We start from the raw sequence: 20,965 nt of genomic DNA on the forward strand, positions 1-20,965 counted from the left end.
CCCCCTCGGCTGCAGCTAGACTGCTCCACGCGTCGGCTCGGGAGAGCGGGCAGCGCGGATGTAGTTCAATGGCAGAACATCAGCTTCCCAAGCTGACAGTGCGGGTTCGATTCCCGTCATCCGCTCCGGTGAATGGCCTAGCCAAGGTTGAGTTCGAAGTCGAACAGTGCCGGTTCAGCCGAACCGTGCCATCTGGAACTGTCACCCGCGGGCACGTCTGAGGTGTCGCTGGATGGGCTGGCCGTTGGCGCCTAGGGACGAAAAAGGACGCTTGACTAGTCCGAATGGTCGACCTGGGCTTCTCAGGCCGGGCGGAACGTCAGCGTGGATACTGAACTGCCGCCGCCGCGCACCGCCTCCCCGGGACGCCACCGCTCACCTGCTCGATGCGCCAGGCCGGCTGCTGCAACGTCCGCTTCTGCCGAGAGTTGCGCGTCGGGCAGGGGAAACATGCTCGTCTGGTGAATCAGCGAGTGACGTTGTCCACCGAGTTCGGGGCAAGACGTCACTCTCAATCCGAACATCCGGATCTGCCGCTGTCGGCTAGTGCCATTTCGCGAGGAGTTCGGCCGCTCGCTGGTGGGTGGTGGCGCCGGTGGCGAGTGTGATGACCAGGTCGTAGGCGTCGTCGTCGGGGGCTTCGAGGATGACGTCGTTGAGTCCGTAGAACACCACGGTGGCCAGCCAGCCGACCCGCTTGTTCCCATCGACCAGGGCGTGGTTGCGGACCAGGGACTCCAGCAGGACCGCAGCCTTCTCGTCAATGCCGGGGTAAGCATCCTCACCGAACACGCTGACCTGGGGCCGGTGCACCGCCGAGTCGAGCAGGCCGATGTCCCGGATCGGACCCACTCGCAGGTCCTCGATGAGACTCAGTACGTCTTCCAGGGAGAGGTACTCGATCACTGGCCGAGGCGGTCGAGCAGGTCCGCGTAACGATCCCGCGCCACCGCCGAGAGCGCGCTGACCTTGTCGCGGCGCAGCCGCCGGGAGGCAGCCTCGTGGATTGCGCGCACGGTCGCCTCCTGCTTACTCACGCCCTCGGCCTCAGCCAACTGGGTGAGTGCCTGCTCGTCCTCGGGAGTCAGCCGCAGAGTCATAGCCATGACTCAATGATACCACTCTGGTATCGCTCGATCATGCCGCGGTGCGTGACGGCAGCATCTGGCTGCCGGTCCCCCGAGCGCGACCGCCCTCATTTCGCCGCGGAGTTCGCGTCGGTGATCTGTGGTCTATGGCTGTGGTGGGGTCGGGATGGGTGTTCCCATTGGGCGGTAGCCGTTGCGGCGTCGGGCGATCTCGCGCCGGGCCTGTTCGAGCCTGGACCGGAATACCTCCGGGCTTGCCAGGGCTTCCGGCGTGATCAGCGACTCGGCCTCGTCGAGGGCACCCAGACCGATCAGGAAGTCGACGGTGCTGCCGAGGTGGGGGCCACCCAGCCGGACCGCAGCCAGCATCGCGGGAACCAACCGCGGGTCCAGCAGATTGGTCGCGGCCTGCGCCAGTTCTCCGCGCTCGCCTGTGGTCAGGCACGCATCAGGCAGCAGGGCGCAGAGCGGATCGACCGCCCTGCGGTCGTAGCGTTCTGCCGCGGCCTTCAGGCAGAACGGCCGCCCGGTGTTCTCCCAGGCCTGCCAGATCAGATCCTTGCCTTCATCGGTCCAGGGCACGCTGAACGCGGCGTGAGGCTGGGTCTCGAGCAGCCGCAGCGCGGCCTGGGTGGCCCGCGGGTCCGGGTCGCTCACCAGGCGGGTCATCACGACGCCCGTGATCGGTGCCGACGGGTCGTGCTCGACTGTCGCGAGGACGACCTCGAGCGCCTCGCGGGTCTCCACCCTGGCGATCCCACGCAACGCCGCCTGCACCACCGAAACCTGCGGGCTTGAGAGGAGCGCGACCAGCCGACCGAACCAAGCATCGGGATCGACCAGGTAATTCAGGGTTTCGAGGTGTTCGGGGTTGGCCGCGTCCGCTCCGGACTCGAGCGCGGCGAACGCAGCATCGATGGCCTGGCCGTCCTTGCCGGAACGTTGGGCTTCGGTCTCGCCCAATTGTGCGTCCTCCCGGGCCATGATCCCCGGCTGGGCCCGTAGCAGGTCGGCGAACGAGCGGTAGCGGAACGCGCCCGGGTTGCTGTTCGCGAAATCCCACGCCTCCCACTCACCATCTGGCGACACGGCCGTGGGGTTGAGGAAGACGGCCGATCCCCAGTCGAAACACGACACCATCAACAGGTGCGGCATGTCCCGGACCCGGATCTCACACGGGTCCTGGTCCTGGCGGGAGTAGTCGAAGTACACCTCGTCACTCAGATCGTCGGCCTCTTCCCACCCGGCGTCCATCCAGATCTCGAGGAAACGAGGGTCCAGATCGATCAGCCATCCCACCTGCTCGGCAGTGAGCAGCCCAGCCTCGGGATGGTTCTCATTCGGGACCAGCGGCGCGTTCCAGCCAGGTTTGGACCACGCACCATTCGAGAACGCCAGAAACGCCCGGAACGACGGCGGCAACGCCGTGCCGATCCTCGCCTCCAGCGCCACCAGCTCACGCTCCGAGGCGCCCGGACGCAGCACAGACTCGATCGTGTCCACCTCTTCCGGCTCCAGATGCGCGATCACCGCCTCATCCCACAGCCGAGCCAGCACCGCAACCTCGCCGGCGGCCTCTCCCATGCTCAGCAGGCTAGCGGGCTTCCGCCACACGCACCGGCAAAGAGAAGGAGCGGAACAACGCCAACAGCGCACGCATTTGCCGCTCCGCGCTGTTGCCCAATCCCAGGTCGCCGCGGGGGCTGCAGGTCGATTGGCCGCATGGCGGTCTTGTTCAGGGAGCCCAGGGTTGGACCGGGTTGGCCAGCGATCCGAGGACGGGTCGCCGCCTCCGTGATTTCGACATGGCTGCGGCGCGGGTGTATGAGATATCGGTGAACGCTGACGACGATCGACTCGAAGACCTGATCCGTACCTTCGCCTCCCGCTGGGAACGTCTCGGTGAGCCCGGGACAAGCGAGGACCTGCTCGCCGACCCCGTGCTCGTCCTCGGAGCCGAGGGCACGACACCGGTGCCCCGCCAGGCCTTCCTCGCCGCCGTGGCCGCCCGGTCACAGGCGGTCTCGGCGGCACCGACGTCGAGCACCACCGTGGCCGCGGTGGCCGCCCAGCCGGTGGGGGAGCGGATGGTGCTGGCCACCATCAGCTGGACCTTCAGCCAGGGCACCGGCAGCGTGAGCCTGGTCAGCGACTTCCTGCTGCTCCGCCAGGCGGCACACACACTGAGATGCGTCGCCTACCTTCCCCGCACCAACGTTCTCGACCACCTGCCCGCCCCAGAAGCGTCCTGATCCGCCGCAGTCGTGCGCGGCAGAATGGCGGACGGGCCCCGTCCGGTGAGGCGCATCCGGGGAGTGGTGGAATGAACGGTCTCGAGATGGCCACTGCTGAGCGCAGCGATCTTGCCGACCTGCTGGCGACGCTGACGCCGGAGCAGTGGGAGGCGGCGTCGCTGTGCGAGGGCTGGCGGGTCCGCGACGTGGTCGCACACGTGTTGAGTTTCGATGACGTCACCCTGCTCGGCACGCTGCGCCGTGCCGTCCGCGCCCGCTTCGTCGACGTCAACCAGGTCGGCGTCGACGAACTCGCGTCGCTGAGTACCGGGCAGTTGCGGGACCGGCTACGGGACCGGCTGCGGCCACGGGCCTGGCCACCACCTTCGGCGGGAGGCTCGCCCTGCTCGATGTCACCATCCACCACCAGGACATCCGCCGCCCCCTGGGCACACCGCGCCAGATCCCGGCCGATCGTCTCCGGGTCGTGCTGGCCGACGCTGTACGCAGCCCTGAACTGCCGGCCTGGCACCTCTGCAGAGGGGTGCGCCTGGCTCCGAGCGACCTGGACTGGCGTCACGGCTCCGGGCCGGCGATCAGCGGGCCGGCCGAAGCCGTACCGATGGCGGTCACCGGTCGGGCGAGCGCCATTGCAGAGCTGGAGGGCCCGGGGGTGCCCGTGCTGGCCGGCCGGCTCGCTCGCCGACAGCACCGGTCCCGCCGAGCGTCCGACGCCTGACGACCCGCTCAGGACCACCGTGGAGCGCCCTCCTCTGCAGCGCTCGTGCCCTTGCCGGGCGCCGGGTTCAGGTCGGGCCCGACGTCAGGCGGAGGATCGACGTCGCTCACCGACGACGGGTAGCGTGACGGTGTGAATCCTGGCGGGGATGCTCCGTGGCTCGTGTTCGACGGGGACTGTGCCTTCTGCACCACGAGCGTCGACTGGCTGGCCCGGCGCCTGCATCGCCACCACGCTCCCAGCGTGAGACTGTCGCCGTGGCAGTACCTCGACCTGGCTGACCTCGGAATCACGACGGCGCAGGCACAACGTGAGGTCATCTGGGTCTCGCCCGATGGCAGCCACGTGGGCGGTGCGGGGGCCGTCGCGGCGTGGCTCGTCCATGCCGGCCCCCCGTACTCGCTGGCGGGGAGGTTCCTCCGACTTCCGCTCATCCGCAGCGTTGCCGCGGGCGTCTACCGCCTCGTTGCAGCGAATCGGCACCGCCTGCCCGGCGGGTCCCCCGCATGCGCATTGCCGCCTCACCGACGATGACGTGAGGGCAAGCGCCGAACCCCTGCGCGGCGGCCCCCACAAGACGCAGCCTCGGCTTGCTGCCGTCGAACTCGGCGGCGAGCACTCGTCGCGCAGCGGCCCCGCACGCTCCTCAGCGCTCCGGGCCGACCGCGCCCGCGGATGCGTCCCGTCCCTCGCGGTCACCAGGGCGTGCCGTGGCCGCCGGTCACCAACGGTTCCACGCGCTCAAGCCCCGGAGTATGCGTGGCGTCCCGGGCTCAGCGGATGCTTTCGGAAACCGGTTGACACGTTTCATCCCGGGCCTTAGTGTGTAACCGGTTCCATATGGAACCGGTTACACAATGAGGTGGTGAGGTGGTAACTGCGTACGACGTGGCAGAGCGTGCCGGAGTCTCCATGGGCACCGTGTCGCGCTATCTCACCGGCAACGGCTACGTCGGCGAGGTCTCGCGGGCGAGGATTGCTGCGGCCATCGACGAACTGGGCTACATCCCCAATCGCGCCGCTGCCAGCCTCACGACCAAGAACACCGGTCTGCTCGGCTTTGTCGTCTCCGATCTGCGCAACCCGTTCACCGCCGAGATCGCCTCCTCGCTGAGCCAGCACGCCCGTGAGCACGGGTATGGTCTCGTGCTCAGCGACTCGATGAACGACCCCGGCATTTCCCTGGAAGCGATCGAGAGCATGCGGGCACACGGCGTGGACGGACTCATCGTCACCCCACCGGAGAGCGCCGCGTTGAACGAGGCACTGGTCGCGGCCGCGGCCACGCTGCCGATCGTGGGCATCGGTCTTCGGACCAGCCCGCAGGTCACCGATCTGGTCACGTCGGACACGCATGCGGGAGCAGTGAGTGCGGTCGAGCACCTGGTGGGCCTGGGCCACCGCCGGATCGGCTACGTCGGGAGTTCCTCGATGGCGAGTGGCCGTTACCGTGGCTACGAGGATGCACTGGCGTCTGCGGGCGTCCCGGTCGACCCTGAGCTGGTCGTGGTGGGCGAACTCAACCGCGCCGGAGGTTTCGCAGCGCTCAGCGCACTGTTCACCCTCGCCAATCCTCCGACCGCGGTGTTCGCGGCCAACGACGCGGTCGCGCTCGGGGTCATCCAGGCGGCGCACGAGCGGGGCGTGGCGGTTCCCGGACAGCTCGCGGTCGTCGGCTATGACGACGTCGACCTCGCAGCGCATTCCGTGCCGCCGCTCACCACCGTCGCCCAACCGCTCGCGGCGATGGGCCAGGCCGCCGTCGAGCTACTGATCAGTCGGTTGCGCGGCTCGGACCGGCAGCGCGCCTCCGAGGAAGTGGTGCTTCCGGTCCGACTCGTGGTTCGCGGCTCGACCGCGCGCCCGACACAGACGTCCCCCATGAGGAAAGGATCCAGATGACCATCGCCAAAGAGGCGAAGCAGACCGTCTCCATCGATATCGACGGCCCCGACTACGTTGACCGCGTCCTGGGGTGCTGGCAGGGCAAGAATGCCGGCGGCACCCTGGGCACCCCGCTCGAGACCGCGTGGGGTCAGGACGAGCCTTTCGACGTGTGGTGGTACCCGGAGCTCAGGGAGGGTGGCCTGCCCAACGACGACCTGGAGATGCAGTTGGTCTGGCTGAAGGCGCTGGAGGAGGTCGGGCCCGGCATCACCGCCCGCGACCTGTCCCGCTACTGGCTCGACCACATCGGCTACAACTTCGACGAGTACGGGTTGTCGAAGCTCAACCTCAAGTGGGGGCTCGAACCACCACTCAGCGGGCACCACAACAACTGGTTCATCGATTGCATGGGCTCGCCGATCCGCTCGGAGATCTGGGCCTGCGTTGCCCCTGGCGCTCCCCGGCTGGCTGCTCGCTATGCCTACGAGGACGCGATCTGTGACCATGCGGGCGGCGAAGGCGTCTACGGCGAGCTGTTCAACGCGGCCCTGGAGTCGGCGGCCTTCGTCGTGCAGGACAAGCAGCTCCTGATCGACATCGCCCTGTCCTACGTGCCTGAGGACTGCATGGTGCGCCGTGCCGTCGTCGCTGCGAAGCGGGCCTTCGACGGCGGGGTCGACTGGAAGGAGGCCCGCCGCGCGGTGTTGCAGGCCGCTCCGCACTACAACGCCCAGTACTCGCCGATCAACACCGGCTTCCAGGTGATCGGCCTGCTCTACGGCCATGACTTCGGTGAGGGCATCTGCATCACCGTGAACTGCGGCTACGACACCGACTCCTCAGGCGCTGCCATCGGAAGCTACCTCGGCATCATCGACGGCAGCGAGCGGCTGCCGCAGAAGTGGGTGGAACCGCTCGGTCGGACCATCGCCACCAATCAGTACTGGGGTGGCGTCAAGCACCTCGACGTGACCCCCAACCCGGTGCCCGACAATCTCGACGACCTGCTGGAACGGATCAGGGCTGCCGCGCGGCGCGTCCTCACCCATCACGGACTGCTGGCCGGCTCGAGGGTCGAGATCACGCTCGAGGACCTCTACGCCGACGACGGCATCCGTGAACTCCACCGACGCAGCCCGAATGTCGTGCCCTTCGCCGGACCCGATCTGGACATCGAGGTCGACTACCGCGAGGGTGCGGTGGTCGTGCCGGGCACCGTCAAGCGGCTCGCTGCGACGCTGCGGAACCGCCGTGTGGAGCCACTGGAGGTGAGCCTCCAACTCGCCGTGCCCGCAGGCTGGGCCGCGCCGGAGAGCCAGCGCCTGGTCATCCCGGCGCAAGGGGAGCAGTCCGTCGACTGGCACCTCGCCGTGCCGGGCACCCAGGACGTGGCGCAGGTGAACACGCTCCAGCTGGTCGCAGGCATCACCGGGCGTCCCGCCCCCCGGGCCGTCCCGGTCATCCTGCTCGGAGCCTTCGCCGTACGGTTGTCGGAGGTCTTCGAGGCAGGCGCCGGAGACCCGCTCGCCGTGGTGTACCCGCCGGAGGCCGATCTGGCGATCAGCGATCTCCGGCACCGGCCCGGGGCCTGGACCCAGCACTGGGCGCACGGCTACGAGCAGCCGGTCGCTGACGGCTTCGACCGGCCCGGAGTGCTCTACCTCCAGACCTTCGTCAACTCGCCGACCGAGCGGCAGGTGTGGGTGGTGCTCGACCCCAGCTGCCCCACCCGCTACTGGGTCAACGGGGTCGAGGTCGGCTCGAACACCGAGTATCGGCTGATCCGGCCGAACCAGAAGTCCGCGGACGGCATCGGCGGGTTCACCACCCTCCGAGAGGGCTGGAACGAGGTTCTGGTGAAGCTGGTCCACGATGGACGGCACCCTGCGGCGCAACTCCACCTCGGCTTCTCGGGCACCGCTCCGCTCAACGATCACCAGTTCGACCTGAACAGGACCGCGCTGCCCTGGGGCGACGCCGAAGACTGATCGGGCCCTCCCCGAAGCGGCTGATGCCGCGCCAGACCTCTCCCAGAGAAAACCCGATGAAAGGACGATGATGTTCCCTAAACCCCGCCGCCTCTTGGCGATGGCCACCGCTGCCATCGCGGCCACGCTCGCTGTCTCAGCGTGCTCGACCGCTCCCGCGACTACCCAGACCTCGGCCGCCGGCCCAACCACCATCAAGTTCTGGTCGTGGAATCCGGATGAGGACACCGCCAAGCCCTACATCGAGGCCTTCGAAGCCAGCCACCCCGACATCAAGGTGGAGATCCGCTTCATCCAGTACTCCGACTATGTCAACACGACCCAGCTCGCGCTGCAGTCGGGCTCAGGCCCGGATGTGTTCGGTCTCCAGGTGGGTGCGCTGGCGAATCAGTTCTCGTCGTTGGCCGAGGATCTCACCCCCGCGATGAGCACGAAACTCGGCGAGGACTGGAAGACCAAGATCACTGCAGCCGACCAGCTCGAGGTCGATGGCAAGCAGGTCGCGCTGCCATGGATGATCACCGGTGGCGGCCTGATCTGGGCCAACCAGACGCTGGTGGACTCGCTGAAGTTGACCGTGCCGACGAACTACTCCGAGCTCACGTCGTTCTGCGCGGCGGTCAAGAAGGCCAAGAAGTACTGCATCGTCCAAGGTGCCAAGGACGCCTGGCAGAACATCGACGTCTACCAGTCGATCATCAACCAGGTCTCGCCGGGCACCTTCTACAAGGCTCTCGCCGGAGAGGCTGACTTCTCGTCCCCGGAGTTCGTGAAGGCGTTCGAGATCTGGAAGGGGTTCTTCAGCGACGGGATCTTCCAGGAGGGTGCACTGGGCGCGACCGCATACCCGGACGCCAACGATGCGTTCCACAAGGGGGAAGCTGCGTTGATGGTCAACGGCACCTGGCAGAACGCCGACACCACGAACGCCCGGTTGGCGCAGTACGCCGCGACCTATGGCGACAGCTTCGACAAGAACACCGTGTTCATGCCGTACTTCTTCCCGCAGGTCGTCGACGGCGGAAGCACCGGAACGCTGTTCGGGGGGCCCGACGTGGGGTTTGCGGTCTCTTCGTCCAGCACGGCCAAGGATGCGGCCGAGACCTTCGTCACCTGGCTCACTGCCGGGGAAGAGGGCCAGGCGATCATGGCGAAGACCGTGCAGCAGCCGGCCTTGTCGTCGGTGCCGCTGGACCTCAGCGATGTCAAGACGCCCGCGCAGGTCACTGCGCTGGAGGCTCAGGGCCCGGCGCTGAAGAGCATGATCGGTGCGCGCGAGATCCAGAATGCCGACGTGAAGACGGCACTGGGCGACGCGCTGTCCGCCGTGGCCTCGGGACAGCAGAGCCCGGCTGATGCCGCAGCGAGCGTGCAGGCAGCGATCGCCGCAGCAAAGTAGCCATTGACCCGGGGGTGGCGCGCCTCCTGCGCCACCCCCAGGAGGAACAGATGATTCAGACCGCAACACCTCGGCAGCGCGCCCGAGGCGCTCACGCCAGCAGATCGCGGCGCCGATCCCAGCTCACGGCCTACCTCTACCTGCTGCCCGCACTGATGATCATCATCGGGGTCATCTACTTCGGCGTCCTCTACAACGCGTGGGTCTCCACCCTGGACTGGAACGGGATCGATCCGGACCCGGACCAGATCGGACTCGCGAACTACCTCAAGATCGGGCGTGATCCGATCTTCTGGGCCTCGCTGTCGCACATCGGCATCTTCGGCGCGATCACCGTCAGCGTGCAGATGGTGCTCGGTCTCGGACTCGCGCTGGTCTTCAGCGGGCCGATCGTGGGCCGCGGCATCTACAAGGCACTCGTCTTCATTCCGGTGGTGCTCGCCCCGGCCGCCATCTCGACAGCCTTCCGGCAGTTCCTCCGTCCGGACGGGCAGGTGAACGACGTGCTCGCGGCGGTCGGGCTGGGCTGGCTCCAGCAGGCGTGGATCGCCGACCCGAACGTTGCGCTCTATGCGCTCGCGGGAGTGAACATCTTCCAGTGGACGGGCTTCAGCTTCATTCTGTATCAGGCCGCCCTCTCCCAGATCGAACAGAGCCATCTGGAGGCTGCCCAGCTCGACGGTGCGGGCACGTGGCAGACGATCCGCCACGTCGTGATCCCGCAACTCGGCCCGACACACCTCACCCTGCTGCTCACCGGTGTGATCGGTTCGCTGAAGACCTTCGACATCGTCTTCCTGATCACCGGCGGTGGCCCGGGGCGCAGCACCGAGTTCCTGACCACCTACATCTACAAGCAGAGCATCATGCAGTTCCACGTCGGCTACGGTGCGGCGCTGTCGATCGTGATGCTGCTCCTCGCGCTCCTGCTGACACTCGTCCAGACCACGATCTACAAGCTCGACAGGGAGGACTGACATGTTCCATCGACCGACGTGGCGCAGCCGGGTTGCCTACCAGGTGCTGGCGACCGTCCTCATCCTGCCGTTCGTGCTGCCACTGCTGTGGATCGTCATGATCAGCTTCGAGGGAGCGGGGGCCGCGGCCAACTACGCCGCAGTGTTCACCCAGACGCCATTCGTCCGCTTCCTGTTCAACAGCCTGCTGATCTCGATCGGAACCGTGGCGCTGGTCTTCGTCTGCACGATGCTGGCCGGCTACGCACTGGGGAAGCTCGAGTTCCGGGGCCGGGAACTCATCTTCACCGGCATCCTGGCGGGTCTCATGCTGCCCGCCGTCGCCCTGATCGTGCCGCTCTTCATGACGGTGCGCCGTTTCGGGCTGTTCAACAACTTCCTTGCGGTGATCGTGCCGCTGACGGCCGTCCTGCTGCCCATGACGATCCTGCTCGCGCGGAACTTCATCAAGGGCATACCCGACGAACTCCTCGACGCCGCCCGCATCGACGGAGCCACATCCTTCGGAGCGCTCACGCGGATCGTCATTCCGCTCTCGCGTCCGATCATCGCCGTGGTGATCGTGTGGGCGTTCCTGAACTCCTGGAACGAGTTCCTGCTCCCGCTGCTCTTCCTGCAGGACACGTCGTTGCAGGCGGTGACCCAGATCCCCACCTACTTCACGTCCACCTACGGGTCGGACGTGCCGAAGATCTTCGCTGCACTCGTCCTGATGTGCCTCCCGATCGTGATCGCCTATCTCGCGTTCCAGAAGTTCTTCGAACGCGGGCTCACCGCCGGTGCGCTGAAGTAGCGCGAGCGCGGCTCGGCCGGTCGTGCGCTCCGGCATCGCGGTGAGCTCTGCGCCGCGCCGGGCGGTCCGCGGTCGGGATCGGCGCGTCAGCGGGCGGGCCGGACGCGCTCGAGGGCGGACGGTGTGACCGCGTAGGCCTCGACCGTGGCGCCCGCCAAGGACGCCACCCGGGCCGGTCCGGCCAGGACGGTGCCGACCGCGATGGCGAAGGGGATCAGCGAGGGCGGGTCGGCAAGGACAGGTGTGAGCACCTCTGTGCTGCCCTGGAGCGGAGGGATGCGGCGAAGCGAGGCGGTCAGGGCGGCGAGGATCGCACGGCGGGTGTGGCGCTGTTCGGCGGCACCGAGCGCGATCGCCATGGTGGAGCGGGTACGGACGCCGGCGCGGGTGAGCAGGGGGAATTCGGGCAGGTCGCCGCCCCGAGTCAGGGCGATCGTGAGCGTCGGCAGATCGACCCCGGCCGCGGCGGCGTTGCCGGGCTCGATGGTGCGTGGGTTGCATTCGATGAACGACGGGTGCCCGTTCAGGTGCAGGTAGTCGAGCGTGAGGCCCCCGTGCCAGCCGAGGTGGCCACCGAGCGTCCGGATCGCGTCGATCGCGTGCGGGTGGTCGACGCTCAGCCGGGCGGCCGCGCTCCCCCCGGCACCGACGGCGAGCTGCTCGCTGACCGCACCGGCAAGGAGTCGTCCGTGGTCGAAGAGGCCCTGAACCTGGGCGTACCGGCCCTCGGCGCAGGCCTGCACCATCACCGGGACGGCAGGGGCGGCGGCCGTGAACCGTCGCCACAGCATCCGCGCCTGCTCCGGATCGGACGCCCTGGCGACACCGCGTCCGGCGGTGGAGAAGGCCGTCTTGACCCAGACGGGGAAGCCGACCGCCTCCAGGTCGCCCGCGCTCTGCACCCGTCGCCAGGCGGGTTGCGGCAGCCCGAGAGTGTCCAGCAGGGTCGCGAACGCGGTCTTCGACTGCACCTGGTCGAACGCATCGATGGTGGCCACGGCCACGCGGGAGTGCGGCAGCAGGTCGCGACCGGCGGCGAACAGCCAGGCCTGTTCGTGGGTGGGCAGAAGCGCGTCGAAGTCGCCGGTCGCCATCAGCGCATCCACCCGGTGCAGATAGCCCTCCGGGTCCTCGGAGGGCGCCGGGGCCCGATGGACGCGGCGGCACCACCGGCTGAAGCGGACCAGCGGCAGACCGGCCGAGCTCACCGCTTCGACCTCCACTCCCGATCGCCCGAGCACGGTCGTGAATTCCCGGGCGGTCAGCGACGACGCCTCCGACAGCAACACGCGCGTCCGCTTCACAACAGCTCAGGCTAGACCGCGACCGACTGCGCCGATTGCCGACAAGATGTGACGTTGTCCACCGAGTTCGGGGGGAAACGTCACAGTCAAGAGCGGGCCGCCCTCGCTGGTGCGTCAGGTCGGGGCCACCGACGGCGCGCCGAGCGCGGGGAGCAGCACCCGGTCGACGGTTTCGACGATGGTCGGGGTGTCCAGCGGCCGGCGCCGGAAGGCCACCGTGCGAAAGGCGAGCGCGGGGATGATCCCGACCAGCAGGTCGATCGGCGCGTCCGGAGCGATCGCACCGCGTTGCTGCCAGCGCTCCATGACCGTCCGCATGGCCAGGGCAGGCGGCCGGCCGATCGCGTCGAAGGCTGCGGTGCGCAGCTCCGGGGCGCGCGGGAGCTCGGCGAGCACGCTGGCCAGCACCAGAGCCGCCCGTCCGTCGGCCTGCCCGTAGTGAAGGGCGCAGGCCACGAGATCGCCACGAAGACTGCCGGTGTCCGGGACGGTGGGCGGAGCGTAGAGGGCCCGGACGGACGCGACCACCAAGGCGGTCTTGCTCGGCCACCTCCGGTAGACCGCGGCCTTGCCGCTGCCGGCAGCCCGCGCCACCGCGTCCACGGTCATCCCGTCGAACCCGTGCTCGATCAGTTGGTCCTGGGTCGCCCGCAGGATCGCGTCGTCCAGCGCGGGGTTGCGGGGCCGGCCGCTCGCTGGCACCCGCGGCTCCGACGTCATGGCCCCATTGTACAAACCGGAACTGCCAGGTATCGTAATGTTTCGATACCAATCAGTTCCGTAAGCAACGTGTCCGGAGTGAGGAGATCCCATGACCACATCGACCGTTCCCGCCGACCGGTCCCGGCTGTCCGTGGGCCGCACCGTCGGCGTCCTGTCCGCCGCGGCTGTCGTCGCGGTTCTGGTGAACTCGCTGGTGGTCCTGGTGGCGACCCGGGCCGGCGTCGACCCGGCCTACCCACCCATCACGCTGCCGGTCTACGGCGCGTTCAGCGCGCTCGGCGTGGTCGTGGGCTGGCTCGGCTGGCGGGCGATCAGCCGACGCGCGAGGCGGCCGCGCCGGGCCTTGACGATGCTCGTCCCGATCGTGCTGGTCGCGTCCTTCATCCCGGACGTACTGCTCGCGACGATGAAATTCATCCCCGGCACGACGACGGGTGCCGCGCTCACCCTGATGGCGATGCACGTCGTCGTGGCGGCGGTCGCCGTGCCCGCCTACCTCATGGCCGGCCCGGTGCGCGACTGATCCGGACCGGCTGCGCGCCGGGCCAACCGACGACCGGGCCGGACCTGATCCGCCCCGGCCGCGGCGGCGCCCCGATGGCTCCGTGGCCGTGAGTCCCTGGTCTTCGTGGCCCGGGATCAGCGCTGAGCGCCGGCGGCTTCGCGGCGGATGGCTTCGAGTCCCTCGCTGTGGGTGGTGATGCGGAACTCGGGGAACCGGGTGACGAACCTGGTGGAGTCGAAGTTGTTGTCGTGCTGGTACCTGGGCAGCAGTTCCCTGAGTTCCCGCGCCGGAGCGGAGAAGAGTCCTGCCGCGCTCAGCGCCCAGCGGGGGAGGACCGTGTAGCGGGCGGGCCGCCCGAAGGTCGCTGCCGCCATCGCGGTGAACTGCCGGTAGGTGGGCCGGTCGTCGCGGACGGGCAGGTGCCAGACCTGGCCGAAGGCGTCCTCGGTGTTGCCCAGGACGGCGAGGGCGCGGCTCGCGTCGGGCGTCCAGATGAGGGTGCGCCGGGTGTCGTCGCGGACCGGCACGAGGGGTCTTCTGCCCGCCTTGAGCCGGTCGATGATCAGGGCGTGGGTGAAGCTCTGGGTGCGTCCCGGGCCGTAGAACTCCGGAGCCCGGGCGATCAGCACGGGAATGTCCCCCCGAGCCATCTCCTCCAGGACCATGGACGCCATCGCGGCCCGGACCCTGCCCTTGCGTCCCACCGGCGCGAAGGGGGTGTCCTCGGTCTGGACCCGGTCGTCCTGGGGATACATGTAGGTGTTGTCGAAGTAGGCGAACTTCGCGTTCGTCGCCCGGGCCGCGTCCAGCGCATTGCGCAGCATCACCGGGAACTGGCGCTCCCACAGCTCGGTGTCCGCCGGGAGCCCGGCGGTGAAGTACACGATCCGGCTGCCTTCGACCGCCGCGGCGGTCTGGGCGGCGTCGAGCAGGTCGGCACTCGCCAGGCTGTCGGAGTCGTTGACCTTGCGGGGATGACGGCTCACCAGCCGCAGCCCGCTCGTGGAGGTGCGGTTCAACTCCCGCGCGAGTTCGACCGCAATCTGGCCGCCTGCTCCCAATATCGTCTGCATCCAGGCTATGTTAGCACTGCTTACATCACCGACCGGCGGACGGAGGGAGCGCGATGGCCGGCAGGAGCTACCACCACGGCGATCTCCGGTCTGCCCTCCTGAGCGCAGCGATGGAGAGCCTGCAGACGGGAGAGCCGTTCTCGATGCGGGCCGTGGCTCGCCGCGCACACGTGTCCCCGACCGCCCCGTACCGGCATTTCGCCAGCCGGCAGGCACTGGACGCAGCGGTCGCCGTCGAGGGCTTCAGGGAGCTTCGCGCGGACCTGGCCGCAGCTCTGGCCGGCGTCCCCGAGGACTCTCCGGCGGCCACGGTGGTCGAGGTCCTCGCGATGGCGTACATCGGTTTCGCCCTGCGCCGCCCGGCCGTCTTCCGGCTCATGTTCGGCAACGAGTGCGACCACACCGACGACGAGCGGGTGCAGGCGGCCGGGCGTCTGCACACCCTGCTGGAGGGGGTCATCGCGCGGCTCTTCCCCCAGGCGGATGTGCCGGCCCTGTCGACGGCGCTGTGGGCCACGGCGCACGGCCTGGCCTTCCTCCACCTCGACGGCAAGCTGCGTTCCGAACCTGCCAGCGAGGTCGGCGACCGCGTCCGCTCTTCGGTCCGGGCCCTCTTCGCAATGCCGGTGCCCCCGCCGGCTCCCGCCCTCACCAGATGTCCCGTCCCCGTCCCCTCTTCCGGCAAGGAGTTCCCCTCATGAGCAGGCACATCCTCCACGTGGTCACCAATGTGGGCCACTACGACGACCCGGCCCACCCCACCGGGTTGTGGCTGTCCGAACTCACCCACGCCTGGGACGTCTTTGCCGAGCACGGGTTCGAGCAGACCATCGTCAGCCCGCACGGCGGCGCCTCCCCGCTCGAGCCGCGGTCGCTGAAATTCCCCACCTACGACCGGAACGCCAAGGCCCGGCACACCGATCCGGCCCGAATGGCGCTCCTGGCGAACACGGCCAGCCCCGAGCAGCTCTCCTCAGCGGACTTCGACGCCATCTACTTCACCGGCGGCCACGCCGTCATGTACGACTTCCCCGACAGCGAGCCGCTGCAACGGATCACCCGCGAGATCTGGGAGCGCGGCGGTGTCGTCTCCTCTGTCTGCCACGGCTACTGCGGCCTGCTCAACACCCAGCTCTCCGACGGCGAGCTCCTGGTCGCCGGCCGTGAGGTCACCGGCTTCGCCTGGCAGGAGGAGGTGCTCGCCGGGGTCGACAAGCTCGTCCCCTACAACGCCGAGGAGGAGATGAAGAAGCGCGGCGCCCATTATCACAAGGCACTGCTGCCGTTTGTCTCCCACGTCGTGACCGACGGCCGGCTCGTGACCGGACAGAACCCCGGCTCGGCGAAGGCGACCGCACAGCGGGTGGCCGCCGTCCTCGCGTAGCCGGAGGGCACCTCACGGGACGCGCGGCCAGGTCTCGGTGCCGTGAGCGTGGCCATCGTGCCCGCTCCGGGACCGGGCGTCGTCGGGCACGTCCGCGACCGCTTCCGCTCCGCCGCCCGGTGTCGGCAGCCGGCGGGTGACCATGTAGAGGCCGATCAGGGCGGCGAGCGCGCCGAAGGCCGTCCCGGCGAGTGCGGTGTAGCTGCCGGCGTCCGACTGGCTCAGGGAGATCAGGGCCGTCTGGGTGAGGACGAGCAGCACGAGCGCCCCGGCGAGACTGCTGAGCTTCACCACCTCCACGAGCAGGTCGGCACTGCGGCGCGCCGAGACGAGCCCGTGCACACCGAGCCCGAGTTCGGTGAAGGTCGCCGTGGCGATGCCGATGGCGGTGTACTGGTCGAAGCGCTGACTGGCTGGTGACCTCAGCATGGCGAGGCAGCAGGCGACGTACGCGCCGGCCAGAACCAGGATGGTGCCGCCCGCCGCACGGTAGATGCGGCGGTGCTGCACGTCCGGATCGCCCCGTTGCCCGCCGCGCGTCGCGAGACGGCGATGGGTGGCGACAGCCAGGTACTTCGCGGCGGCGATGCCGAGGCTGAACGCGGCGTTCACCAGCCAGAACAGCGACGTGCCGGTGAGGATCGCGGCACCGACCTTCCAGGTGGCCATGGCCAGGCTTGCGCCGATCGACCAGCGTGCGAAGAACATGCTGCGGTCGCGCAGGTCGCGCCAGTCGACGCCGAACCTGCCCGGAGTCCGGCCCTCACTCACGGTGAAAGACGTCGTCGGCGGCAGGTCTGCCGGCGCACCGGTGGCTCGGACTGATCGCTGTGATGGGCATGGCGCCCATAGTCGGGTACCGGTCGGGGGGCAGGAAACGTCCCTGCGGAGTAGTTCGCCGTACTGCGGGTGCGGTAGCAGGGCGATCCGTCTGGACGACGAAATTCGCAGCCTCGATTGGGAGGCTGATCGTGCTGGAACCACAGCAGGCAGGTCGACGAAAGGGGACGAGATGTCCACCCGCACCAAGGTCATCGCATCCGTGGTCGCAGTCGCCGGTGTGATCGCCGCGATCGTGGCCAGGGCACGGTACAAAGCCGACGCCACGACCTGACCGCGGCGGCGCGTCAGCAGGCCCCGTCAGGTCAACCATCCTCACCAACCGAAAGGAACCATCCATGTCCACCGCCACCATCGTCTGGCTCATCGTCGGCGTCGTCGTCGTCCTGGCCGTCGTCGTCGGGATCATCCGGCAGGCCAGCAAGCGCACGCACTGATCGCCACCGCACGTCCTGGCGTCGCTCAGGACGACGACAGGGCCGGCCCGCACGGGGTCGGCCCTGCCGTGCGCACCGACCAGGCTCGGCCGGTGCGTGACCCGGACGCCGGCGGCGTCTGGATCAGGGCCGGATGCCGGCCAGCACCGCCAGCGAGACCAGCTGCGCCCGGTCGCGGGCACCGACCTTCATCATGGCCCGGTTCGCATGGGTCTTGACCGTGAAGGGCGACAGGTACAACTCGGCGGCGATCTGACTGTTGTCCAGCCCGGCGACAACGGCCCGGACGATCTCCCGTTCCCGGGGCGTCAGCTGGGTGAACAGCTCCGCGACGCTGGGATCGGACGGCGCGCCCTTGTCCTCGGCGACATGGTCGAACAGCGCCTCGACCGCGGTCGGCGACATCGCCCGGCCGCCCTCGGCGACCCGCAGGATGCCGGCGGTGAGCTCGGCAGGGCTGGCTCCCTTGCTGAAGAAGCCGTCAGCGCCGGCACGGACGGCGGCCAGAACGTTCTCGTCCTGGTCGAAAGTGGTCAGGACGAGAATGCGGACCTTCTCCGGAGGGTACGCGCGGCGGATCCGGCGGGTGCCCTCGACCCCGTCGATGCCGGGCATACGGATGTCCATCAGCACCACGTCGACCGGAGTCGTCTCCAGCAGCCGCAGCGCCGCGAGCGCGTCCCCGGTCTCCGCGACGACCTCCAGGCCAGGGTGGGCGTCGATGATGGTCCGCAGCCCGGTGCGGATCATCTCCTGGTCGTCCACGAGCAGCACCGTAATCACGAGTCCTCCTGTTCGAGGGTGGGGAGTTCGGCCCGGACGGAGAAGATCCGGCCGTCGTCACGGGTGACCAGCTGTCCGCCGGCGGACTCGGCGCGCTCCCGCATCCCGACCAGACCCCTGCCGCCTCCGGAGGTGTCGCGACCGTCGGTGCGGCGGAGGTTCACGACCTCGACCACGACCGACCGCTCGCCGACGTCCGCGCGCAGCGACACCGGGCCCTCGCCGTGCCGCTCGGCATTGGTGAGGGACTCCTGGACGATCCGGAACACCGCCGTGCTCGTGCCCGTGGGCAGGGGCCGGTCGAAGCCCGACAGCTCGGCGTCGATGTCGAGCCCGGCGGCCCGGTACGACTCGACGAGAGCGGCGACCCGGCCATGGTTGGGGGTGGGGGCGAGGCTGGCGCCCTCCTCGCCGACTCGCAGCACTCGCAGGATGTCCTGGGTCTCCCGCAGCACCGACCGGACGCCCGCGCGCGCGGCGTCCAGATCGGCGGCAGTGGCGGCGGGATCGGTGGCCAGGTGGACCTCGGCCGCACCCAGGTGCATGCTCACCACCGCGATCTCGTGCCCAATGCTGTCGTGAAGGTCGCGGGCGATGCGGAGACGTTCCTGGGCGACGCTGCGGTCCACCGCCGCCTCCCGGGTGGCGATGGCCTCGCGGGAGCGCTGTTCCAGCTCCGCGGTGTAGAGCCGCTGGCTGTGGATCGCGCTCCCGGTCGCGGCCAGCGCCAACGCCGCGGCCGCTGCGATCGACGCCTCGGCGTTCGTGTGGATCGACAGCGTCTGGTAGTACCAGCCGACGGACGCCAGGTTCGCCACCCCGACCACGAGCCCGGTCGGCAGGCCAGGCAGGCCACGCAACGCGAACAGGAAACCGGCGAAACAGGCGATCGACCAGTTGTGGATCGGCAACCAGCCCGTCACGGCCGCCACCACGGGAGCGACCGCGACCAGGGCCAGGCCCGCCCAGGGCCGGCACCGGTAGCCAACCACCACACCGGCCGCGATCACCGCCGCAGAGGCGAACCCGGCGGGGCTGGACCGGGTAGCGGCGATCACGAACTCCACCAGCACAGCGATCCCGATCACCACGAGCGCTGCCACCTCCAGCGCCCGGGTGCCGCGCACCCACAACGGAGCGCGCGCCCGTGCGGCGGGCAGAGGGGTCGTCGTCACCGCTTCATCGTCGCATCCGGCCGCGGCGGGGACGTACTCCCAACGCAGTAGGCCAGGTCCGTCCGCCCGGACGATTCGGGGACGGGCCCGGCCCGGGAGGATCGACGTGTCCTGATCGACCACACCGCACCGGAGGAGAACACCATGACCGAGACGATCGCCGACTTCGTCCCCTACGAGTACCTGACCATCCAGGTCGACCGCGAGCTGGAGCCGCTCTACAAGGACACCTACCGCAACCTCGGCTACGTCATCGAGGGCTACGCGGCCGGCATCCCGAACCCCGCCACCGTCGCCCTCAAGCTCAAGCGCGATCGCCGGATCAACAACCGCGCCGCCGTTCTCGAGCAGCAGCGCAGCGCCGAACAGGCTCTGGCCACCATCGCCAGCCTCGAGCACTCCACGCAGACCGCTCCGCTCGCCGCCGCCCTCACCGCCGGCATCATCGGCTCCGCGTTCCTGGCCGGCTCGGTGTTCGCCATCACCGCCAACCTGTGGTTGCTCGGCATCCCGCTCGGTGTGGTCGGGCTCGCGGGCTGGGCGGCCGGGTGGTTCGCCCACGGCCGGGTCAAGGCCAACCGGGTGGCCAGGGTCACTCCGCTGATCGACCGCGAGTACGAAACCGTCTACGCCGCCGGCGAGCAGGCCGCCCGGCTCATGGCCGCCTGATCGCCAACGCAGACACAGCCATGACCAGTGAACCGACGTCCATCCCCGAAACCCCACCGGACTACCCGGTCTCCGGCGACTACGTCGCCTACGAGTACCTCACCGTCCAGGCCGGGCGCGACCTCGAAGCCCTCTACAAGGACACCTACCGCGGCTTCGGCTGGATCGTCGAGACCAGCACCGCCGGTGTGCTCAGCGGCGGCACTCCGAACCCGAACCAGGTCACCATCAAGCTCAAGCGCGACCGGCGGATCCGCAACCGTCCCCTGGTGAACGAGCTCCAGCGCAAGGCCGAGAACGCCCTCGAGGCGATCCGGGACCTGGAGAGCTCCCGCACGAGTGCGGCCGTCGCCACCGCGCTCGGGTTCGGGGTCATCGGGTCCGGTCTGCTGGCCGGTTCCGTCTTCGCGATCCAGGCCGATCTGTGGCTCCTGTCCATCCCCCTGGGCATGGTCGGGCTGCTCGGCTGGCTCGCCGGCTATCTGGCCCACGGAAAGGTCAGGACCCGCAAGACCGCACAGACCGCCCCCCTGATCGACCAGCAGTACGAGATCGTCTACGACGCCTGCGACCAGGCCGCACGCCTGCTTGCCTGAGCGCGAGCAGACCCGACCGGCCGCACCGATGAGTCCGGCGACCCGCCTCTCGGCAGCCGGTCCCCACGGCCGGCACGAACCCGGGACCCTGCCCGACCCGCTGCACGGCCAGGTCCCGTCCTTTCGGGTGCTGGGAGGTGGGTTCTGGGCTGAATAGGGGACGGTTCCTGACTCGGTCCGTCCGGTGTTAGGGACTGAATCGGGGACGGTTCCTGACTTGGTCCGTCCGTTGCTCGGTCTGGGGTTGGTGGACCGAGAAGGGAACCGACCCCGACTCGGTCCGGGTTGGTTGGTCGGGTTCTGGGCTGAATAGGGGACGGTTCCTGACTTGGTCCGTCCGTTGCTCGGTCTGGGGTTGGTGGACCGAGAAG

Annotated in this window: 22 protein-coding genes and 1 tRNA gene; 14 read left to right on the forward strand and 9 right to left on the reverse strand. The window is 69.0% G+C overall.

The genetic code is table 11. The features are described from left to right. Positions 1 to 54: 54 nt before the first annotated feature. Positions 55 to 125, forward strand: a tRNA-Gly gene (locus QM633_RS14925). Between the two features lie 418 nt (positions 126 to 543). Here the strand turns inward: QM633_RS14925 and QM633_RS14930 are convergent. From QM633_RS14930 to QM633_RS14940, 3 genes are all read right to left on the reverse strand, one after another. Next, on the reverse strand, positions 544 to 906 hold the full coding sequence (locus tag QM633_RS14930; RefSeq protein WP_415154559.1) for a type II toxin-antitoxin system death-on-curing family toxin: 363 nt from the start codon (positions 904 to 906) through the stop codon (positions 544 to 546). Beyond that, the gene (locus tag QM633_RS14935; RefSeq protein ID WP_415154560.1) at positions 903 to 1,106 is read right to left on the reverse strand and encodes a CopG family transcriptional regulator; all 204 of its coding nucleotides are present in this window, start codon (positions 1,104 to 1,106) and stop codon (positions 903 to 905) included. Before QM633_RS14935 ends, QM633_RS14930 begins: the two co-directional genes overlap by 4 nt. A 126-nt stretch (positions 1,107 to 1,232) precedes the next feature. Next, complete coding sequence (locus QM633_RS14940; protein ID WP_415154561.1) at positions 1,233 to 2,672, reverse strand: SMI1/KNR4 family protein; 1,440 nt, start codon at positions 2,670 to 2,672, stop codon at positions 1,233 to 1,235. 251 nt (positions 2,673 to 2,923) lie between these two features. On the opposite strand from QM633_RS14940, the gene QM633_RS14945 reads away from it, so the two are divergent. From QM633_RS14945 to QM633_RS14980, 8 genes are all read left to right on the forward strand, one after another. Continuing rightward, complete coding sequence (locus QM633_RS14945) at positions 2,924 to 3,340, forward strand: hypothetical protein (RefSeq protein ID WP_415154562.1); 417 nt, start codon at positions 2,924 to 2,926, stop codon at positions 3,338 to 3,340. Between the two features lie 86 nt (positions 3,341 to 3,426). Next, on the forward strand, positions 3,427 to 4,197 hold the full coding sequence (locus QM633_RS14950) for a maleylpyruvate isomerase family mycothiol-dependent enzyme (RefSeq protein WP_415154580.1): 771 nt from the start codon (positions 3,427 to 3,429) through the stop codon (positions 4,195 to 4,197). A gap of 26 nt (positions 4,198 to 4,223) precedes the next feature. Beyond that, a complete protein-coding gene (locus QM633_RS14955; RefSeq protein WP_415154563.1) occupies positions 4,224 to 4,595 on the forward strand; it encodes a thiol-disulfide oxidoreductase DCC family protein in 372 nt (123 codons plus the stop codon). A gap of 336 nt (positions 4,596 to 4,931) precedes the next feature. Next, complete coding sequence (locus QM633_RS14960) at positions 4,932 to 5,963, forward strand: LacI family DNA-binding transcriptional regulator (RefSeq protein WP_415154564.1); 1,032 nt, start codon at positions 4,932 to 4,934, stop codon at positions 5,961 to 5,963. After that, entirely contained in the window at positions 5,960 to 7,936 is a 1,977-nt protein-coding gene (locus QM633_RS14965; RefSeq protein WP_415154565.1) for an ADP-ribosylglycohydrolase family protein, read from the forward strand. Before QM633_RS14960 ends, QM633_RS14965 begins: the two co-directional genes overlap by 4 nt. A 100-nt stretch (positions 7,937 to 8,036) precedes the next feature. Next, positions 8,037 to 9,335, forward strand: coding sequence for an ABC transporter substrate-binding protein (locus tag QM633_RS14970; RefSeq protein ID WP_415154566.1), 1,299 nt, complete (start codon positions 8,037 to 8,039; stop codon positions 9,333 to 9,335). Between the two features lie 50 nt (positions 9,336 to 9,385). Continuing rightward, positions 9,386 to 10,312, forward strand: coding sequence for a carbohydrate ABC transporter permease (locus tag QM633_RS14975; RefSeq protein ID WP_415154567.1), 927 nt, complete (start codon positions 9,386 to 9,388; stop codon positions 10,310 to 10,312). A 1-nt stretch (position 10,313) separates the two neighbouring features. Then, on the forward strand, positions 10,314 to 11,105 hold the full coding sequence (locus QM633_RS14980) for a carbohydrate ABC transporter permease (RefSeq protein WP_415154568.1): 792 nt from the start codon (positions 10,314 to 10,316) through the stop codon (positions 11,103 to 11,105). Between the two features lie 86 nt (positions 11,106 to 11,191). On the opposite strand, the gene QM633_RS14985 is transcribed toward QM633_RS14980, so the two are convergent. Both QM633_RS14985 and QM633_RS14990 read right to left on the reverse strand, forming a co-directional pair. Beyond that, positions 11,192 to 12,409 carry a carbamoyl-phosphate-synthetase gene (locus tag QM633_RS14985; protein ID WP_415154569.1) on the reverse strand — a complete coding sequence of 406 codons (1,218 nt, stop codon included), beginning with the start codon at positions 12,407 to 12,409 and terminating at the stop codon, positions 11,192 to 11,194. A gap of 114 nt (positions 12,410 to 12,523) precedes the next feature. Further along, positions 12,524 to 13,129, reverse strand: coding sequence for a TetR/AcrR family transcriptional regulator (locus QM633_RS14990; protein ID WP_415154570.1), 606 nt, complete (start codon positions 13,127 to 13,129; stop codon positions 12,524 to 12,526). A gap of 91 nt (positions 13,130 to 13,220) precedes the next feature. On the opposite strand from QM633_RS14990, the gene QM633_RS14995 reads away from it, so the two are divergent. Beyond that, complete coding sequence (locus QM633_RS14995; protein WP_415154571.1) at positions 13,221 to 13,655, forward strand: DUF6069 family protein; 435 nt, start codon at positions 13,221 to 13,223, stop codon at positions 13,653 to 13,655. Between the two features lie 116 nt (positions 13,656 to 13,771). Here QM633_RS14995 and QM633_RS15000 read toward each other — a convergent pair whose 3' ends face one another. Further along, on the reverse strand, positions 13,772 to 14,710 hold the full coding sequence (locus QM633_RS15000) for an NAD-dependent epimerase/dehydratase family protein (RefSeq protein ID WP_415154572.1): 939 nt from the start codon (positions 14,708 to 14,710) through the stop codon (positions 13,772 to 13,774). Between the two features lie 53 nt (positions 14,711 to 14,763). Here QM633_RS15000 and QM633_RS15005 point away from each other — a divergent pair, with 53 nt between their 5' ends. After that, positions 14,764 to 15,411, forward strand: a complete 648-nt coding sequence (locus QM633_RS15005; RefSeq protein ID WP_415154573.1) for a TetR/AcrR family transcriptional regulator — start codon at positions 14,764 to 14,766, stop codon at positions 15,409 to 15,411. After that, positions 15,408 to 16,094 carry a type 1 glutamine amidotransferase domain-containing protein gene (locus QM633_RS15010; RefSeq protein ID WP_415154574.1) on the forward strand — a complete coding sequence of 229 codons (687 nt, stop codon included), beginning with the start codon at positions 15,408 to 15,410 and terminating at the stop codon, positions 16,092 to 16,094. The genes QM633_RS15005 and QM633_RS15010 overlap by 4 nt, the downstream gene beginning before the upstream one ends. Positions 16,095 to 16,106: 12 nt before the next feature. On the opposite strand, the gene QM633_RS15015 is transcribed toward QM633_RS15010, so the two are convergent. The 3 genes from QM633_RS15015 to QM633_RS15025 all read right to left on the reverse strand — a co-directional run bounded on the left by QM633_RS15015 (position 16,107) and on the right by QM633_RS15025 (position 19,329). Then, complete coding sequence (locus QM633_RS15015) at positions 16,107 to 16,865, reverse strand: hypothetical protein (RefSeq protein WP_415154575.1); 759 nt, start codon at positions 16,863 to 16,865, stop codon at positions 16,107 to 16,109. Positions 16,866 to 17,494: 629 nt separating this feature from the next. Beyond that, positions 17,495 to 18,154, reverse strand: coding sequence for a response regulator transcription factor (locus QM633_RS15020; RefSeq protein ID WP_415154576.1), 660 nt, complete (start codon positions 18,152 to 18,154; stop codon positions 17,495 to 17,497). Next, the gene (locus QM633_RS15025) at positions 18,151 to 19,329 is read right to left on the reverse strand and encodes a sensor histidine kinase (RefSeq protein ID WP_415154577.1); all 1,179 of its coding nucleotides are present in this window, start codon (positions 19,327 to 19,329) and stop codon (positions 18,151 to 18,153) included. Before QM633_RS15025 ends, QM633_RS15020 begins: the two co-directional genes overlap by 4 nt. 144 nt (positions 19,330 to 19,473) lie before the next feature. Between QM633_RS15025 and QM633_RS15030 the strand changes: the two genes are divergently transcribed. Together QM633_RS15030 and QM633_RS15035 are read left to right on the forward strand one after the other, a co-directional pair. After that, the gene (locus tag QM633_RS15030; protein ID WP_415154578.1) at positions 19,474 to 19,998 is read left to right on the forward strand and encodes a hypothetical protein; all 525 of its coding nucleotides are present in this window, start codon (positions 19,474 to 19,476) and stop codon (positions 19,996 to 19,998) included. 20 nt (positions 19,999 to 20,018) lie between these two features. Then, entirely contained in the window at positions 20,019 to 20,594 is a 576-nt protein-coding gene (locus tag QM633_RS15035) for a hypothetical protein (RefSeq protein ID WP_415154579.1), read from the forward strand. Positions 20,595 to 20,965 lie beyond the last annotated feature (371 nt).

This window comes from Propionicimonas sp., assembly GCF_047606205.1.
GTDB lineage: Bacteria > Actinomycetota > Actinomycetes > Propionibacteriales > Propionibacteriaceae > Propionicimonas.